The sequence below is a fragment of the Formosa sp. L2A11 genome (assembly GCF_009796865.1).
GTDB lineage: Bacteria > Bacteroidota > Bacteroidia > Flavobacteriales > Flavobacteriaceae > Formosa.
In genome coordinates this window covers 2,107,619-2,125,085 of record NZ_CP047028.1, presented here as the reverse complement: position 1 = coordinate 2,125,085, position 17,467 = coordinate 2,107,619, and the positions used below count along the sequence as shown (strand labels likewise).

Genomic DNA, 17,467 nt, shown 5'->3' with positions numbered 1-17,467 from the left:
TAAAAGCTCGTAAACTTTAACTAACAACGAATTATTATTATTTTAAATAATTCCTGTTTAATACGTGCATACTAAACATTCGTTATTTAAATGTATTTTTATGTATCTTTTTCAATATGTCAATGAACGTGTGGCGTGTTGCTCCTAATTAAATTAGTTACAATCTTTAGCCCTTGTGGAGAATATCGGAGTCGAACCGATGACCTCCTGCGTGCAAGGCAGGCGCTCTAGCCAGCTGAGCTAATCCCCCATTACTAGTGTCTAGTAATTAGTTTTTAGTTATTAGCAATTACTAACTCCTAATCTGTAATTATCTAGCTTCTAGAATTTCCTCTTTATTATATTTAGTAGTCTCAGGCAGACTCGAACTGCCGACCTCTACATTATCAGTGTAGCGCTCTAACCAGCTGAGCTATGAGACTCTAACTATAATAAATTATATTTTAAATTAACAGCTAAGAATAAACAATCTCTTTTCCTTTTTTTTCCAATAGTCGTCTTTCTCTAGAAAGGAGGTGTTCCAGCCGCACCTTCCGGTACGGCTACCTTGTTACGACTTAGCCCTAGTTACCGACTTTACCCTAGGCCGCTCCTTGCGGTGACGGACTTCAGGCACTTCCAGCTTCCATGGCTTGACGGGCGGTGTGTACAAGGCCCGGGAACGTATTCACCGCATCATGGCTGATATGCGATTACTAGCGATTCCAGCTTCACGGAGTCGAGTTGCAGACTCCGATCCGAACTGTGATAGGGTTTATAGATTCGCTCCTGGTCGCCCAGTGGCTGCTCTCTGTCCCTACCATTGTAGCACGTGTGTAGCCCAGGACGTAAGGGCCGTGATGATTTGACGTCATCCCCACCTTCCTCACAGTTTGCACTGGCAGTCTTGTTAGAGTTCCCGACATGACTCGCTGGCAACTAACAACAGGGGTTGCGCTCGTTATAGGACTTAACCTGACACCTCACGGCACGAGCTGACGACAACCATGCAGCACCTTGTAAATTGTCCGAAGAAAAAACTATCTCTAGTCCTGTCAATCTACATTTAAGCCCTGGTAAGGTTCCTCGCGTATCATCGAATTAAACCACATGCTCCACCGCTTGTGCGGGCCCCCGTCAATTCCTTTGAGTTTCATTCTTGCGAACGTACTCCCCAGGTGGGTTACTTATCACTTTCGCTTAGCCACTCAGACCGAAGTCCGAACAGCTAGTAACCATCGTTTACGGCGTGGACTACCAGGGTATCTAATCCTGTTCGCTACCCACGCTTTCGTCCATCAGTGTCAGTTGATTATTAGTAATCTGCCTTCGCAATTGGTATTCTATGTAATATCTATGCATTTCACCGCTACACTACATATTCTAACTACTTCATAATAACTCAAGATAACCAGTATCAAAGGCAATTTTACAGTTGAGCTGCAAGATTTCACCCCTGACTTAATTATCCACCTACGGACCCTTTAAACCCAATGATTCCGGATAACGCTTGGATCCTCCGTATTACCGCGGCTGCTGGCACGGAGTTAGCCGATCCTTATTCTTACAGTACCGTCAAGCTGCTACACGTAGCAGTGTTTCTTCCTGTATAAAAGCAGTTTACAACCCATAGGGCAGTCTTCCTGCACGCGGCATGGCTGGATCAGGCTCTCGCCCATTGTCCAATATTCCTCACTGCTGCCTCCCGTAGGAGTCTGGTCCGTGTCTCAGTACCAGTGTGGGGGATCCCCCTCTCAGGGCCCCTATCTATCGCTGTCTTGGTAAGCCGTTACCTCACCAACTAACTAATAGAACGCATGCTCATCTTTTACCGATAAATCTTTAATATTTAAATGATGCCATTCAAATATACTATAAGGCATTAATCCAAATTTCTCTGGGCTATTCCTCTGTAAAAGGTAGATTGCATACGCGTTACGCACCCGTGCGCCGGTCGTCATCTGTGCAAGCACAATGTTACCCCTCGACTTGCATGTGTTAGGCCTGCCGCTAGCGTTCATCCTGAGCCAGGATCAAACTCTTCATCGTTAAATTTTTAAGTGTTTCCACTATTACTTTTAACAACTAATGGAATTAATTTGGTACTCAAAATGGTCTATTCTTTTTTGTTGACATTAACCGTTTCCAGTTAATATCTACGCTGTCAATTCAATATGTTAATGAACTTATTTCTCTGTGTGTCTTAACTCGTTGCCTCGTTAAGCGGGTGCAAATATAAAACCCTTTTTTATTCCTCACAATGTTTTTTTGAAGTTTTTTTTTTAGTCCAGTTTCGCAACCTTTCCAACTCCAAACAAACACTAATTAAAGAACTTTTTTGCTTAACTTACTACCGTAGTTGCGTCGCTAAGCGGGTGCAAATATACCACCTTTTTTCTTTACCAAACTAATTAATTTATAGCTTTTTTTGATTTATTTTGTAAACCATACGTTAAGAGTTTGTTAGGTGTACGTATATTTTTATTTCTTCATTTTAAAACACATTCCCTCTTTATATAACACAAAACAACATCAGCAATACTCCTGTTTTTGGTATTTACTAATGCAGTATTATGATTATGATTCTATTTTATAGATATGCTTCTTAAGTGACTATTCATGACTTCATCTAAAGAAATCTTTACTAGATTGTAAGGATGTAGAAACTATCTCCTCTTATATTATTACAATCTATATGACATTATTAAAAGAATGACATGGCTATATAGGTTACTATTAGTATTTTTAAAAACAGAAAAGGCTTTTACTACTATATAAGTCTAAATATATTAAACACTATATTGTTTTGAATATCGAAAAAGACATCATCATTATTGGAGCAGGCCCTATTGGAATTGCTTGCGCTATGGCTTGTAAAGACAAACACTTAAACTACCTAGTCATTGAGAAAGGATCGCTTACCAATTCTATCTTTAATTATCCTTTGAATATGACATTCTTCTCTTCTTCAGAAAAATTAGAGATAGACAATATTCCTTTTATAAGTATTAATCCTAAACCAAATAGAAACGAGGCTTTAGAATATTACAGACGTGTAACAACATCTAACAATTTACATATTAATTTATACGAAGCGGTTAATGATATTATAAAGGAAGACCAGGGATTTATAATTAAAACGAGTAAGACAAACTATCATGCAAAAAAAGTAATAATCTCTACTGGATTTTATGACGTACCTGTAACTCTTAATGTACCTGGAGAAGACTTACCTAAAGTAGCACATTATTATAAGGAAGCACATCCTTATAGTTTACAAAATGTTGTTGTAGTAGGCGCTAGTAATTCTTCTGTAGATGCTGCTTTAGAAATTTACAGAAAAGGAGGTCATGTTACCATGATAATTAGAGGTGATGCAATTGGAGAACGCGTTAAGTATTGGGTAAAACCTGATATTATAAATAGAATTGCTGAAGGTTCTATTATTGCACACTTTAATTCTGAAATACAAGAAATAAAAGAAAAATCTGTTATTGTGACAACCCCTAACGGAACTATTGAGATAACAAATGATTTTGTTATTGCATTAACCGGATACCAACCAAATATTACATTATTAGAACATGCTGGAATTTCGTTTTCTGATGATGGTAAATACATTCCTAATTATAATGAAGACACAATGGAAACCAATATTGAAGGTTTATATCTTGCAGGTGTTATTTGTGGCGGACTAGATACTCATAAATGGTTTATAGAAAACTCAAGAATTCATGCAAAGAAAATAATTAAGCATCTTACCGAGAACATATAATAAGGTATCTAAATAAAACAAAAAAGCGTGGATTCTTAGAGTTCACGCTTTTTTTATAAAATTTAATAAGATTAATATTGATTAAATCTTACTCTCTATTTTTAAACATAAAATGTACCACCAAAATAGCAGACGACAATACTAATCCTAATACAGAAACACCTATCCATTTATAATGTTCCCAAGCAAGCGCACCTAAAGTAGTACCGAAAGCACCTCCCATAAAGAAAGACACCATATAAACTGTATTTACCCTATTACGTGCTTCTGGATTTTTAGAAAAGATAATATTCTGATTTGTTATGTGTAGAGACTGCATTCCTAAATCGACTAAAACAACACCTACTATTATTCCGAAAAGTGAATTTGCCGAGACTAAGAAAACCAGCCATGATACTATTAATAATAAAGTAGAAAATATAATAATTTTACTTTTAGGTAATTTATCATTTAGCTTTCCAACAACTGTTGCTCCCAAAGCCCCTCCTATTCCTAATAAACCAAATAATCCGGTCACCGTACTTCCGTAACCAAAATTATCTTCCATTAAAAAGACTAAGGTTGTCCAAAAAGCACTTAAACACCCAAAGGATAATGCTCCTCTTAGAGCAGCCAAACGCAATGTTGGTTCTGTTTTAAAATAATAATACACCGATTTTAATAAACTGCCATAGGTTCCTGAAAAATGAGGATATAATTTAGGTAGCTTAAATTTTAAAACTACAAAAAGGATAGCCATTAGCACAGTCGCGATATAATACATCGTTCTCCAACCATACTGTTCGCCTATAAAACCACTTATAACACGACTTCCTAAAATACCAATTAGTAAACCACTCATAACTATTCCTATGGATCGTCCGCGTTGGTTGTCGTCACTTAACTGAGCAGCCATAGGAACAAAAAGCTGTGGCAAGGCAGATGTAAACCCAATAAAGAAACTACTAACTATAAGTAAAATTATAGAATTTGCTGTAGCCGCTGCTAATAATGATATAATCATTAAAACAAAATCGATCTGTAATATTCTATGATTAGACACCTTATCTCCCAGAGGAATAATAAAAAGTAACCCAAAGGCATAACCTAACTGTGTACTTAATGCGACGTAACTGACTTCAGATTCTGAGACTCCGAAATCTAATGCAATTTGCCCTAATAATGGCTGGTTGTAATATAAGTTAGCCACTACCAATCCGGCAGCAAGGCTCATTAAATATAAAACGGTATTGGTAAGTTTATTCATCTAAAAAGAAATATACAGCCAAATTAAGCAATATCTTTCAATACTTATTTATGAAATATTGAAGAGTTTAATTATAATTGAAATTCTGTGTTTTAAACTTCAATCTTCGGTTTATACTCAATAGTAAACGCACAAGAATTAGCTATAAAACATAAAGCACCTGCTTTTTTATGAAGATCTTCTGCAAGTTGTTTTTGCGATTCGCTTTCTATTTTTACTTTTGGATTAAGCGTGACTTTAGTAAAAGCACCACTTCCATCGTTATTTAGCATTAAAAATCCTTCTACGGAATCTGAATATTCTAAAATTGAAATTCCCGCTTGCTCGCATACATATAAATAAGACATAAAATGACAAGACGATAATGCTGCCATTAATAATTCTTCTGGATTATATTTTGAAGCATCTCCTTTAAAAGGTTTTGCTGCAGAAACGTCTAACCGTTTTCCGTCTTCTAAAAATACTTGATGTGTTTTTAAAGAACCGCCTTCTTTTTTTGTTGAAGTAGCCTCTTCTAAAGACCACGAATTATTAATATGAAATTGAAATGAGGTAGACATAGATTTTTAAATTTTAGTAATTAAGACAAATACTAATGTATGTTTAATACAAATATTTTAAGTGTCATGATAATCATCCCGACAATACCACCAACAATAGCGCCGTTTAATCTAATATATTGAAGATCCTCCCCTACTTTACTTTCAATTTGTTTTACCAATTCTACATTCGATAGTTTTTGTAAACTCTCGCCAACCAATTCACCTATTTTATGATGATGTGTTTCTATAAGCTGAAGTAATGTAGATTTTAACCATGCATCTGTTTGGTTTATTTTTGAAGCATCATCATGAAAAGATTGCAACATGGTATTCACTTTATCTCGTATTAATAAGGTATACTCATTTTCGTTTTCAAACAAAGATTCTTTAATCATTACTTTTAATCGCGTTAAACTTTGTTTCACGATTCCAGAATCTAATAAACGTTCTAAGAAATGTTCTCCAAACTGGTTCACATCGGCTTGCGCTTTTTCATCTCCAGAAGCTAAACGTTCTCCGTATTCATATAACTGCTTATCTAAAGCGATAATAATTTTATGTTGTTCGGGATCTTTTTTAATATCTTCTATAAGCTGAATAAGTTGTTCCTGAATGCCTTCAGCAATGCGTTGTGGTTTTATAGCACCTAAAACTTGACCTGCACCAACTAACCATCCTTTTAATTGCGAACCTTCTTTTTGTTTATTTACAAGTGTTTTTACTTCAGCAACTAAAAATTCTAAAGTAGAATCTGCTGAAATTTTATCTTTCAGCACCTCTAAAAACACATGAAGCATACCGTAATGATCTTTCTGACTCACCGTTTGCTTTAATAAATTACCTAACGGAACTGCTAAATTGTTATTTTTTACTGCCGGACGAATAATGCCTTCTAAAGTAAGAACCACGCTGTCATGATCTAATTTTAAAACTAAAGCCTCTAATTCTGGTTTTAAGGTTTTACGAATAGATTCCTGATTATCGCCTTCTAACAAATAATCTACTATAGGTTTTGCTAAAGAAACAGCCATAATTTTATCACGAATCATGTCTTTAGACAACCATTCGTTGTTCACCAAATCTACTATTCCTGCAGATAATTTTTCACGGCTTTTAACAATAATATTTGTGTGTTTCTTAACTACGGGAATAGGAATTTCTTGAAATAAAGCACGAACAGCAAACCAATCTGCTACACCACCAACAACGGCGGCTTCAAAACCTGCTAGTAAAATTTCTAACCAATCGCCTTCGTATACCTTAAAGTATTTTAGAGTCAGACATCCAGCCATGCAAATAACAGCAATAGCTAGAGAACGATTTCCTAATTTGTTTTTTTTCATGACAACTTTAAATTACAAGACAAGGTTATAAAAAAAATTGAGAATCGATAGCTTTATCCAATTAAAAACATGCTGAAAAGCACCGCCAAAAACATTGGTAATTAGAATATAATTTGAAGAATTAATGAACGTTTAAACCTTAAATCTATACGCATTAAACATGAAAGAATTTTCGAAGCGCTCTAATCGTGAATCAAATTTATCTGCAAATACAGCATATTGACATTTATCTACACTTTCAGACAAACGCAACACATCGTTATATGTGTTTTGACGAATTAAAAACTCGGCATCATCAATACAAATTAATTGCACATCGGCTAAATGAATACTATTTAGAAAATATAATTTATTTAAACGCTTAACCGTCGATATTAAAATATCTGTACCTATATATATATCTTCGCGTTGTGCATCTATTTTATACTCATCGTAAATACAATATACACGTAAATCTGTTCGTTTTGTAAACACATCAAACTGTTCTTTTAACGCTAAAACTTCTGCTTTATCTTTTACCAAAACAATTGCTCGTGGCCCATCGCCAAAAGCTTCACCTTTTAATTTCTGAATAACGCTTAATATTATCGCTGTACTTTTTCCGCTACCATCAGGACCTGTACCAAATACATTTGCGCCACTTTTTATTGTAGAAAGCACTTTTTTCTGTAAAGGTGTTGTAGTTTCAAATCCTAAATGATCTATAGTTTCTTTAAGAACAGGAAGTATTTTTTTAAAAGACATAAATTTCAGATTATTTTGAAGTTGCAAAGAACGTGCTTATAGTGTCTCGTTCCTAATTTGAAGACCATTTTCAATACGAAACAAAATCATTTTACTTTTTTATTCTGAAGTAACCTTCTATTTTTGCCTTATGAATGATGAGACATTTCCTAATATTTTACCTCCAGACGATGGACAATTACAACTTCAAATTTCTATTGAAGCTATAAAACAAGAACTAGAAAGCATCACGAATCAAATAGATGCTTTTGAAGATGTTTTAAGATTACACCTTACCGATTATATTATTGAAGTACAAGAATTAAACACACTTTACAAACAACAAAAACGGGTAAAAAAAGATAAACGTTTAGCCCAAAAACAACGCGGGAAAAACTATAAAACACCTACAGGCTTACAACCTACAAAGCAGGAAACATCTGAATATTCTAATTTAGATTCTGAAACAAAACTACTAAAGAAAAAACTTTATAGAGAAGCCATGTTACATGTTCATCCAGATAAATTTAGTTTAACACCAGACGAACAAGAATCTGCCACAGAAATTACAACTCAGCTTATTAATATCTACAAAAACGAAGATTTAGAAGCATTGCAAATCTTTCATGCTCAAATATTTTCTAACAGTTTAGATTTAAAGTTGAATACAAAAACCACAACACAACCTTCAATTAATAAAACGGAAGCTTTAAAAATCACATTAAAACAATTAGAAAAAGAGCTAGCTTCATTAAAAGCATCTGAACTTTATAATATTATATCGACTTACAAAAACCCGTTACATTTTGTAGACGAACTTATACTATATTATAAGGACAAGATTGAAAAACTAAAAAAACGTACCCGCACAAAATGATAAACAAAAAATCCCAAGCGTATTGCTCGGGATTTTTTAATTTATAATTAATATTGTTTTACATGTTTCTGCGATATTGTCCGCCAACTTCAAATAGTGCTTCTGTAATTTCTCCTAAAGAACACACTTTACAAACATTCATTAAAGCTTCAAAAATATTCTGGTTATGAATGGCTTTATGCTGAAGGTCTTTTAATAAATCTGCAGTATCGTTTCCTTTATGAAGATTCTCTAGCGTTTTAATTTGGAATTGTTTTTCCTCTTCAGTCGCACGAATGACTTCTTTAGGAATAACCGTTGGAGAACCTTTAGAACTTAAAAACGTATTTACTCCAATAATTGGGAAAGCACCGTTATGTTTCAAAGTTTCATAATACAAACTTTCTTCTTGTATTTTACTACGCTGATACATGGTTTCCATAGCGCCTAACACACCGCCACGTTCTGTAATTCTATCAAATTCTAGTAACACAGCTTCTTCAACTAAATCGGTTAATTCTTCAATAATAAAAGAACCTTGTATTGGATTTTCATTCTTAGCTAATCCTAATTCTTTATTTATAATTAACTGAATTGCCATTGCACGACGTACAGATTCTTCAGTCGGAGTCGTAATTGCCTCGTCGTAAGCATTGGTGTGTAACGAATTGCAATTATCGTAAATCGCATAAAGTGCTTGAAGACTGGTACGAATATCGTTAAAATCTATTTCCTGAGCATGCAAACTACGTCCAGACGTTTGAATGTGATATTTTAGCATTTGTGCTCTAGAATTTGCACCGTATTTTAATTTCAACGCTTTTGCCCAAATTTTACGAGCAACACGACCAATTACAGAATATTCTGGATCGACACCATTCGAGAAGAAGAACGATAAATTAGGACCAAATTTATTAATATCCATCCCACGACTTAAATAATACTCTACATAAGTAAATCCGTTAGACAGGGTTAATGCCAATTGTGTAATTGGATTTGCGCCTGCTTCTGCAATATGATATCCAGAAATAGATACCGAATAAAAATTACGTACATTATTATCTATAAAATACTCCTGTACATCTCCCATTAAGCGCAATGCAAATTCTGTAGAAAAAATACACGTATTTTGTGCCTGATCTTCTTTTAAAATATCTGCTTGAACCGTTCCTCTTACTTGAGCAATGGTTTTCGTTTTTATATCTAAATAAACATCTTCTGGAAGAACTTGATCTCCCGTTACTCCCAATAAAAATAATCCTAAACCATTATTCCCTTCAGGAAGTGCACCATTATATATCGGACGTTCTACTCCTTTTTCTTTATAAATAGAGTCCATTTTTGCTTCAACTTCATCCTCTAATTCGTTGTCCTTAATATATAGCTCACATTGCTGATCTATAGCTGCATTCATAAAAAAACCAAGCAACATTGGAGCAGGACCATTAATTGTCATACTTACAGACGTCATTACATCGGCTAAATTAAAACCAGAATACAATTTTTTAGCATCGTCTAAACAACAAATACTAACGCCTGCATTACCTATTTTACCATAAATATCTGGACGTAAATCGGGATCGTTACCATATAATGTTACACTATCGAAAGCTGTAGATAAACGTTTTGCTGGTAAACCGGCACTTACATAATGAAAACGTCTATTTGTACGTTCTGGTCCGCCTTCTCCTGCAAACATTCTTGCCGGATCTTCGCCAGTACGTTTAAACGGATATAATCCTGAAGTATACGGAAATTCTCCTGGTACATTTTCTTGTAAACACCAACGTAAAATATCTCCCCAAGCTTGATATTTTGGTAAAGCAACTTTTGGAATTTGTAAATGCGAAAGCGACTCTGTATGTGTTTCAATTTTTATTTCCTTATCTCTTACTTTAAATGAATAGATAGGATTTTTGTATTTACTAACTTTTTCTTTCCAATTTAAAATAACTTCCCAATTATAAGGATCAAGATTTAGTTTTACTTTTTCAAATTGAGCGACAAGTAATTTAATAAATGAAATATCGTCTTGTTGAACTAATTTTAGAATTTCATCTAGATCTAATCCTATTTTAGAAATTTCAACTTCTACATTAGTAATAGATTCTATCGTTTTAAAAATACCATATAATTTCTGAGCCACTAATACTTGATCATCTGCCGTTTTATCGTAATGACGATTATTTTCTGCAATTTCTGATAAGTAACGCGTTCTTGCTGGTGGAATAACATAAATCTTTTCACTCATTTCTTTAGAAATAGCAAAATTAGATTTTAAAAGAGAATCTTTCTTTTCTACCAAACCATCCATAATCGCTTTATAAAGCGTATTCATTCCTGGATCGTTAAACTGAGAAGCAATTGTTCCAAAAACAGGCATGGTTTCTGGATCTGCGTGCCACATATTATGGTTACGCATGTATTGTTTTTTTACATCGCGAATCGCATCTAAAGCACCACGTTTATCGAATTTATTGATCGCTACCAAATCAGCAAAATCTAACATATCAATTTTTTCTAACTGAGTTGCTGCTCCAAATTCTGGTGTCATTACATATAAAGACAAATCGCTATGTTCTATAATTTCGGTATCTGATTGTCCAATTCCAGAGGTTTCTAGAATAATTAAATCGTATTCGGCTGCTTTTAAAACTTGAACCGCTTCATTAACATGTTTAGATAAAGCCAAATTAGATTGACGTGTAGCCAAACTACGCATATATACACGAGAATTATTAATAGCATTCATACGAATACGATCTCCTAAAAGTGCGCCACCAGTTTTACGTTTAGAAGGATCTACAGAAATTAATCCGATTGTTTTCTCTGGAAAATCGACTAAAAAACGACGTACCAACTCATCTACTAAAGACGATTTTCCTGCTCCACCAGTTCCAGTAATTCCAAGAACATGAGTTTTAGACGTCTTATTTTTTATATGAATGGTTGCAAGTGTAGCTTCTGCAACTTCAGGAAAGTTTTCTGCCGAAGAAATAATACGCGCTAAGTCTTTAGGATTTTTATCTACTAATTTTTCAACATCAACATCTAATACATCACCAACCGCAAAATCAGATTGTTTAACCAAATCGTTAATCATCCCTTGTAAACCAAGTTCACGACCATCGTCTGGAGAATAAATTCGGGTAATACCGTAATCCATCAGTTCTTTAATTTCTGAAGGTAAAATTACACCACCTCCGCCACCAAAGATCTTAATATGGTCTGCACCTTTTTCTTTCAGTAAATCGAACATGTATTTAAAATACTCGTTATGCCCTCCCTGATAAGATGTTAAACAAATGGCATTTGCATCTTCTTGAATGGCAGTATTTACAACCTCTTCTACACTACGATCGTGCCCGAGGTGAATTACCTCTACACCAGTAGATTGAATAATTCGACGCATAATATTTATAGAAGCATCGTGTCCATCGAAAAGGGATGCTGCTGTTACTATACGGACTTTATATGTTGGTTTGTATGGATCTATTTGCTTCATTATCAATAAAAACTATTTAATTGAAACGCAATTTACGGAATATTCAAAAAAAACTAAGATTTAAGTTAATTTATCTAAAATGATTTCAAATTGTGTCTACCTACATATTTCTCAGTATTTTTACCCACTTTTAGAAACTTACTTAAATGAACAAAATTACGCTTTTAATGCACTGCCACGACCAATCTGGGATTATAGCAGCTGTATCGAACTTTATCGCCCAACATGGCGGAAACATTATATATATTGATCAACACGTAGATCATGTCCAGGATATCTTTTTTATGCGTTTGGAAAGTCAATTCGATTCAGACACTCTAGATTTGGATCATTTAAAAGATACCTTTAAAGATACTTTGGTAAAACAATTTGGAATGAAATGGAGAATTTACACTTCTGAAGTCAAACCAAAAATGGCCATTTTTGTATCTAAATACGATCATTGTTTATACGATATTTTAGGACGTTATAAATCTGGAGAATTAAATGCTGAGATTCCTTTTATTTTAAGTAATCACTTAGATTTAAAACCTATTGCAGATAGTTTTGATATTCCGTTTTATCATGTTCCTGTTACTAAAGACACAAAACCTGAGGCAGAAGCAAAACAGTTAGAGTTATTAAAGAAACACAATATAGATTTTATAGTACTTGCACGATACATGCAAATTATTTCTCCGAAATTAATAAGCGTTTACACCAATAAAATAATTAATATTCATCATTCGTTCTTACCTGCATTTGCTGGGGCAAAACCATACCATTCTGCATATAAGCGTGGTGTTAAAATTATAGGAGCAACAAGTCATTATGTTACAGAAGACTTAGATGCTGGTCCAATTATAGAACAAGATGTTGCTCGCGTTTCTCATACACAAGCCATAGAAGATTTAATTGCTAAAGGCCGCGATTTAGAAAAAATTGTATTGGCAACAGCTATTAAACACCATATAAACAGAAAAGTAATGGTCTTTAATAATAAGACACTTATCTTTTATTAAAAAGAGAATGATGTTAAATTTCAAGAAATAGATTAAAATTTATGCCTTTTTTTGGAATTATAGATATAATTTTGTAACTAAATTATTAAAACATAAAAATTTGAAAAATATTATTATTGCCGGATGTCTATTATTAACTTTAAATACATCGGCCCAAACATTTGGAGAACTTGCAAATTCTTTAAAAAGCAAAGTAACCAATAGTAGTAGCACTACGGATTCAGATGCTTCTTCAACCTCATCTAATTCTTCTGTACTATCAAGTCTTATTTCAGACACAGATATTGCTTCTGGATTAAGAGAAGCTTTAAATTTAGGAATAGAAGAACAAGTTGAAAAACTGACTCAAACAGATGGTTTTTATAAAAACGACTTAGTGAAAATTGTAATGCCAAGCGAATTACAAAAAGTAGATACTGCATTAAGAAGTGTGGGATTAGGAGATTTAGCCGATGAAGGAATTATAGCCTTAAATCGTGCAGCAGAAGATGCTGTGAAGGAAGCAACTCCAATTTTTGTAGATGCTGTAAAAGATATCACTTTTGATGATGCTAAAACTATTCTTTTAGGAGAAGATAATGCTGCAACATCTTATTTAACTTCTAAAACAGAAACAGCACTTTACGATAAATTTAATCCTGTAATTAATGAATCATTTAGTAAAGTTGGTGCAGATAAAATTTGGAGTACATTAATCTCTAAATACAATAGCATGCCATTTGTAACTCAGGTAAATCCAGATTTAACAGATTATGTAACTAATGAAGCTTTAGAAGGAGTCTATACTATGATTGCAGTAGAAGAAAAAGAAATTAGAAATTCAACAGCAGCAAGATCTACAGATCTTTTACAATCTGTTTTTGAATTACAAGATTAAATACTATTAATATAATTTACAATTAACGTTGAAATAACTAGGTGTCTCTCTATTTTTTAGACATTTGAATGTATCTGTTAGATATATTCATATCCCTTAAGTTTAGTTAATTTGTTAACAACAGAAAGCAACTCTTTTTAGAGTTGCTTTTTTTTTTGAAAAATTTATGATCGTGCAATTTCTAGTTTCATATTTTTTAATGTATATTTAAGATACTAATACTCAATAAGATGAACAGATATGAAACCATAAAAAAAAACCAACAAAAGCTCGTTAAACGCTATAAACAACTTGTTGAACAAGCGTATAATTTTAGACAAACAGACTCTGAAATGAGTGATATATCCGAATTCCAAGCGATAAAGCTACTAAACAAATTAAATCGTTTACAGTATCTTCAAAGAGGTGAATCTAATTTACCAATACAATAAAATATTATCATTTTATTAACTATTCCTAAATGATACTTGGCATGATATTTCCTTTATACTAAGAAAAACATCGAATATCATGAAAAATCAATTTAGTAAAGTAGGAAATGTAAAACCAAACATCAAGAAATTTTTAAAAATAGAAGAATTACAAAATCTTTATAAGTCATTTATAGAAGAAGCATATAATGTTATGCAAACAGATTCTAGTTTAAGTGATTATTTATATTTTGAAGCTTTTAAATTAAGAAAAGAAATGATTCGTGTAGAAGCTAACAATAAAGTAATCCATTCAGGTCTTTAAAATAGTCGAAAGCCTTTATTAATCTAGATCCATACCAAGAGAACATTTCACCATCGACCAAAATTATTTTTGAGTTAGGGAAATATGTTTGTACTTCCTTTATATGATCTTCTTTAAATGGATAAGGTTCGCTAGACAAGAAAACCAGTTCTGGAATAACTTCAATTGTATTTACATTAATTTCAGGATAACGCTCTGAAGCAGAAAACACGTTTTCTAATTTATTTAGTGTTAACATGTGATTAATGAATGTATGGTTAGCAGCAACCATCCATGGTGATTTCCATATAAAGTAAGCCACAGTTTTTAAAGATTTTAAAGCTATAAAATCTTCAAATTCAGTCTTACTTTTTTTTATGCTTTTAATTATGCTTTCAGATGTATCTATAGTAACAAATATATCTCCATACATTTTAATTAACTCTAGACTATCATCTAAAGTAGAAATATCTGAAATATGAACAGGAGCAATACCTTCCAGCTCTTGCATCATATCTTTTGCATTCTCCTCCTTATTACATAAAATAATATCGGGTTGTAATGCTTTAATTTTATCGTAGTTGACTTGTTTTGTACCTCCAACACTAATTTTGGAAGTTAATAAATGATTAGGATGCACACAAAATTTAGTAATACCTACAATAGCATCTTCTAAACCTAAATCGCATAACAATTCTGTTTGGCTAGGCACCAACGATACAATACGTTTTGGCACAGCAGGTAATTGAATTATTCTATGAAGTTGATCTTTAAAAACTAACACAATTAAATTATTAAGCGTTTAGAATAACTTCCATTTCTTGTTGAAGTGCTTTTGCATTTTTAGCAGCAGCTTCTGCAAAATCTAAACCATTAGAAGCATAAATAATACCACGCGAAGAATTAATTAATAAACCAATATTATCTGTCATACCATATTTACAAACCTCTTGCAAACTTCCGCCTTGAGCTCCAACACCAGGGACTAATAAAAAACTATTTGGAATAATCTTTCTAATATCTGTTAAGTATTCAGCTTTAGTTGCACCAACAACATACATTAAGTTTTCTGAATTGGTCCAACCTTTAGATGTTTCTAATACCTGTTTATACACTTCCTTTCCATCGATTAGCTTTGTTTGAAAATCGAAAGCACCTTGATTAGACGTTAGTGCTAAAAGTATTGTGTGTTTGTCTTTAAAAGCTAAAAAAGGTTCTACAGAATCTTTTCCCATATAAGGAGCAACAGTTACACTATCGAATGCTAAATCTTCAAAAAACGCTTTGGCATACATGGCACTTGTATTTCCTATATCTCCACGTTTAGCATCTGCTATTGTAAAAATTTCAGGATGTTTTTCGTTTAAATAATTAATCGTCTTTTCTAAAGCCTTCCAACCTTTTAAACCGTAAGCTTCGTAAAAAGCAGTGTTTGGTTTATATGCTACACATAAATGATGGGTGGCATCTATAATTGCTTTATTAAATTCGAAAATAGGATCTTCCGTTTCTAATAAATGTTTTGGAATTTTATTTAAATCGACATCTAAACCTATGGCTAAAAATGATTTTTTTATTTTAATCTGATCTATTAGTTGCTCGCTAGTCACTGTAATTTAATTTTGTAGATTTAATACTTAACTCTAAAATTTTTCAATAAAAAAAAAGCCTCTTTACGAGGCTAATTATTTTTTAAATGACATCGTCATTAGCTTTTAACTTTTCAGTATTTTCTGCTAATTGTAACTCATCTATTATTTTCTGAATATCACCATTTACAATATTAGACAAATCGTAAAGTGTTAATCCTATTCTATGATCGGTTACACGACCTTGAGAATAATTGTATGTTCTAATTTTAGCACTTCTATCTCCAGAAGTTACCATAGAACCACGTTTTTCAGCGTCGGCAGCATTCTTTTTCGCCAATTCCATTTCGTATAAACGAGAACGTAATACTTTAAATGCTTTTTCCTTATTCTTATGTTGCGATTTCTGATCTTGACATTGAGCAACTAATCCTGTAGGTATGTGTGTTAAACGCACTGCAGAATACGTTGTATTTACAGATTGCCCTCCTGGTCCTGATGAACAGAAAAAATCTATTCTCACTTCTTTTGGATTAATTTGCACATCAAATTCTTCAGCTTCCGGAAACACCATTACTGTTGCTGCACTAGTATGTACACGGCCTTGAGTTTCTGTTTGTGGCACACGTTGTACACGGTGTACTCCTGCTTCAAACTTTAAGGTTCCGTAAACATCTTCTCCTGAAACTTCAAACTGAATCTCTTTAAATCCTCCGTTTGTTCCCTCACTATAATCTACAGTATCTACTTTCCATCCTCTACCTTCACAATATTTAGAATACATTCTAAACAAATCTCCAGCAAAAATACTTGCTTCATCTCCTCCTGTTCCTGCTCGTAATTCAACTACAGCATTCTTAGCATCTTCTGGATCTTTAGGAATAAGCATTACTTTAATTTCCTCTTCTAATTCAGGGATACGTGTTTTAGCTTCATCTAATTGCATTTTGGCCATATCTACCATTTCGGCATCACTTCCATCTGCAATAATTTCATCAGCTTCTTTAATATTTTCAGTAAGTTCTATATACTCTTCACGCTTATCTACAAGTGCTTTAAGATCTTTGTATTCTTTGTTTAATTGCACATAACGTTTTTGATCTGTAATAATATCTGGTTGAATGATTAAATCACTCACCTCATCGAAACGCTGTTTTACTATTTGTAACTTGTCTAACATCTACCTTATTAAATTGTGGTGCAAAAATACGATAAATTATGAATACTCCATATCAAATATTATATACATAATTTAATGCTATAAAATTTGTAAAGAGGGGAATTGAATTAATAATTTTCTAGAGCATCTTCTTCATA

Annotated in this window: 14 protein-coding genes, 2 tRNA genes and 1 rRNA gene; 6 read left to right on the top strand and 11 right to left on the bottom strand. The window is 33.1% G+C overall.

Annotation, left to right across the window (positions count from 1 at the left end; all coding sequences use genetic code 11):
* Positions 1-176: 176 nt before the first annotated feature.
* From GQR95_RS09260 to GQR95_RS09250, 3 genes are all read right to left on the bottom strand, one after another.
* Positions 177-250 (bottom strand) — tRNA-Ala (locus tag GQR95_RS09260).
* A gap of 98 nt (positions 251-348) precedes the next feature.
* Positions 349-422, bottom strand: a tRNA-Ile gene (locus GQR95_RS09255).
* Positions 423-508: 86 nt separating this feature from the next.
* Positions 509-2,028 (bottom strand): 16S ribosomal RNA (locus GQR95_RS09250).
* Between the two features lie 757 nt (positions 2,029-2,785).
* Here GQR95_RS09250 and GQR95_RS09245 point away from each other — a divergent pair.
* Entirely contained in the window at positions 2,786-3,754 is a 969-nt protein-coding gene (locus GQR95_RS09245) for a YpdA family putative bacillithiol disulfide reductase (RefSeq protein WP_159022906.1), read from the top strand.
* An 88-nt stretch (positions 3,755-3,842) separates the two neighbouring features.
* On the opposite strand, the gene GQR95_RS09240 is transcribed toward GQR95_RS09245, so the two are convergent.
* From GQR95_RS09240 to GQR95_RS09225, 4 genes are all read right to left on the bottom strand, one after another.
* Entirely contained in the window at positions 3,843-5,000 is a 1,158-nt protein-coding gene (locus GQR95_RS09240; protein WP_159022905.1) for an MFS transporter, read from the bottom strand.
* A gap of 92 nt (positions 5,001-5,092) precedes the next feature.
* Entirely contained in the window at positions 5,093-5,560 is a 468-nt protein-coding gene (locus GQR95_RS09235; protein ID WP_159022904.1) for an OsmC family protein, read from the bottom strand.
* A 32-nt stretch (positions 5,561-5,592) separates the two neighbouring features.
* The gene (locus GQR95_RS09230) at positions 5,593-6,885 is read right to left on the bottom strand and encodes a DUF445 domain-containing protein (protein WP_159022903.1); all 1,293 of its coding nucleotides are present in this window, start codon (positions 6,883-6,885) and stop codon (positions 5,593-5,595) included.
* Positions 6,886-7,017: 132 nt separating this feature from the next.
* Complete coding sequence (locus GQR95_RS09225; protein ID WP_159022902.1) at positions 7,018-7,629, bottom strand: DEAD/DEAH box helicase; 612 nt, start codon at positions 7,627-7,629, stop codon at positions 7,018-7,020.
* Between the two features lie 130 nt (positions 7,630-7,759).
* On the opposite strand from GQR95_RS09225, the gene GQR95_RS09220 reads away from it, so the two are divergent.
* Positions 7,760-8,485 (top strand): hypothetical protein, encoded by a 726-nt coding sequence (locus GQR95_RS09220; RefSeq protein ID WP_159022901.1) that lies wholly within the window; start codon positions 7,760-7,762, stop codon positions 8,483-8,485.
* Positions 8,486-8,543: 58 nt separating this feature from the next.
* On the opposite strand, the gene GQR95_RS09215 is transcribed toward GQR95_RS09220, so the two are convergent.
* Positions 8,544-11,969, bottom strand: a complete 3,426-nt coding sequence (locus tag GQR95_RS09215; RefSeq protein ID WP_159022900.1) for a methylmalonyl-CoA mutase family protein — start codon at positions 11,967-11,969, stop codon at positions 8,544-8,546.
* A gap of 146 nt (positions 11,970-12,115) precedes the next feature.
* On the opposite strand from GQR95_RS09215, the gene purU reads away from it, so the two are divergent.
* The 4 genes from purU (at position 12,116) to GQR95_RS09195 (ending at position 14,582) form a co-directional block, all read left to right on the top strand.
* Positions 12,116-12,970 carry a formyltetrahydrofolate deformylase gene (gene purU, locus GQR95_RS09210; protein WP_159022899.1) on the top strand — a complete coding sequence of 285 codons (855 nt, stop codon included), beginning with the start codon at positions 12,116-12,118 and terminating at the stop codon, positions 12,968-12,970.
* Positions 12,971-13,070: 100 nt separating this feature from the next.
* Positions 13,071-13,847, top strand: a complete 777-nt coding sequence (locus GQR95_RS09205; RefSeq protein ID WP_370514459.1) for a DUF4197 domain-containing protein — start codon at positions 13,071-13,073, stop codon at positions 13,845-13,847.
* Between the two features lie 230 nt (positions 13,848-14,077).
* Positions 14,078-14,278: a Lacal_2735 family protein gene (locus tag GQR95_RS09200; protein ID WP_159022898.1), complete on the top strand. Its 201-nt coding sequence runs from the start codon at positions 14,078-14,080 to the stop codon at positions 14,276-14,278.
* Between the two features lie 79 nt (positions 14,279-14,357).
* Complete coding sequence (locus GQR95_RS09195; protein ID WP_159022897.1) at positions 14,358-14,582, top strand: Lacal_2735 family protein; 225 nt, start codon at positions 14,358-14,360, stop codon at positions 14,580-14,582.
* Here GQR95_RS09195 and GQR95_RS09190 read toward each other — a convergent pair.
* From GQR95_RS09190 to prfA, 3 genes are all read right to left on the bottom strand, one after another.
* Entirely contained in the window at positions 14,551-15,345 is a 795-nt protein-coding gene (locus GQR95_RS09190; protein WP_159022896.1) for an ABC transporter substrate-binding protein, read from the bottom strand. The two genes, GQR95_RS09195 and GQR95_RS09190, sit on opposite strands and share 32 nt — an antisense overlap.
* 10 nt (positions 15,346-15,355) lie before the next feature.
* On the bottom strand, positions 15,356-16,171 hold the full coding sequence (gene pyrF / locus GQR95_RS09185; RefSeq protein WP_159022895.1) for an orotidine-5'-phosphate decarboxylase: 816 nt from the start codon (positions 16,169-16,171) through the stop codon (positions 15,356-15,358).
* 82 nt (positions 16,172-16,253) lie between these two features.
* Positions 16,254-17,330, bottom strand: a complete 1,077-nt coding sequence (gene prfA / locus GQR95_RS09180; protein WP_159022894.1) for a peptide chain release factor 1 — start codon at positions 17,328-17,330, stop codon at positions 16,254-16,256.
* Between the last annotated feature and the right edge of the window lie 137 nt (positions 17,331-17,467).